This is a genomic window from Micromonospora sp. M61, assembly GCF_018070245.1.
GTDB lineage: Bacteria > Actinomycetota > Actinomycetes > Mycobacteriales > Micromonosporaceae > Micromonospora > Micromonospora zamorensis.
Genome location: NZ_JAGPYA010000147.1, coordinates 1 through 1,377 on the forward strand (window position 1 = coordinate 1; position 1,377 = coordinate 1,377).

General features: G+C 73.6%; 2 protein-coding genes. Both read right to left on the reverse strand.

The window, feature by feature from the left end:
* Nucleotides 1-549 (reverse strand): sugar phosphate isomerase/epimerase family protein (locus KBX34_RS32965; protein WP_210928976.1); only part of this gene is annotated, 549 nt, incomplete at its 3' end.
* Nucleotides 550-1,377 (reverse strand): zinc-binding alcohol dehydrogenase (locus tag KBX34_RS32970; protein WP_210928977.1); only part of this gene is annotated, 828 nt, incomplete at its 5' end. It lies immediately after the preceding gene.

The window sequence follows — 1,377 nt, forward strand, 5'->3', positions numbered from 1 at the left end:
CGCGACCACCCGGACCGACGGCAACCCGACAGCGGCGCAGAGCGCCACCGCCTCGTCGAGACGGTTGACCATGTGGTCCTCGTACCGGTTGAGGGGTTCGAGGAAGAGGGTGACCCCCTCGGCCCGGGCGTGCTCGCCCAGCTCGCCCAGGGCGTCGAGGAGCACCTGCCGGTCACCGGCCGGCGGGCGCGGCGGCTCGAACGGCGGCAGCCGCCGGGAGAACATGCCCCAGGCGGCCGGTGTCATCACGCCGATGCCGCCCAGCTCGCCGATGACCGACAGTTGGGAGCGCAGGTTGCGCACGGCGTCGGCGGACCGGGCGGGGTCGAAGTCGCCGATGAAGTGGTCCATCTCGACGCAGACGGTGGGCATCACCACCCCGGCGGCGCGGGCGCGGCGCAGCTCGGGCAGGCGACGGGCGAACGCGAGGTCACCGCGTCCGCGTAGCTCGATGCCCTGGTAGCCGAGGGCGGCCGCGAGGGCGTACTTCTGGATCAGGTTGGTGCCCGGCAGGAGTTGTTCCTGGCAGGCCAGCGCGATGGTGGTCATCTAGAACCTCAGCACCACTTGGAGGACGTCACCGGCGCCGCGGTCGAGCAGCGCGAGGGCGTCGGCGACCGCGCTGGCGTCGACGATGTGGCTGACCAGCGGCAACGGATCGACGCTGTGTTCGGCCACCAGGTCCATGAAGGTCTGCGCGACCCGGTCACCGGTCCACCGCCCGGCCATGCTCGGCGCGGGGGTGGGCCCGGAGACCTGGGCGGCCACCAACTGGATGCGGTTGTGGTGGAACTCCTCGCCGAGGCCGAGAGCGTCGGCCTGGCCCTGGTAGAAGCCGGCGGCCACGACCCGACCGGCGTGTGCGGTGGATCGAATCGCCTCGTGCAACGCCGGGTATGCCCCGGACAACTCCAGGCAGACGTCCGCGCCCCGGCCGTCGGTGGCCCGACGCAGCACGGCGGCTGCGGATTCGGCGCGGACGTCCACAGTGGTTCGCGCGCCGTACCGGGCGGCGTGCTCCAACCGGCCGGGCACCGGGTCCACGGCCACCACCCGGGCGCCGGAGAGCACGGCGAGTCGAGTGGCGAGCAGCCCGATGACGCCCTGCCCGAAGACGGCGACCCAGTCGCCGAGGTGCAGGTCACCGGCGAGCACGGCGGTCAGCGCGATGGCCCCCGGGCGGGCGAAGACCGCGGCGAGCGGGTCCAACCCGGCGGGGAGCGGATTCACCGCCTCGGCGGCGAGCACGGCCTCGGCCCGGTGCCCCCAGATGCCCCAGACGAGTTGCCCGGGGTGGCGGTCGGTGACATCCGGCGCCACCTCGACGACCTCGCCGACCTCCTCGTAGCCGAAGCCGATCAGCGGGTAGGGCACCGG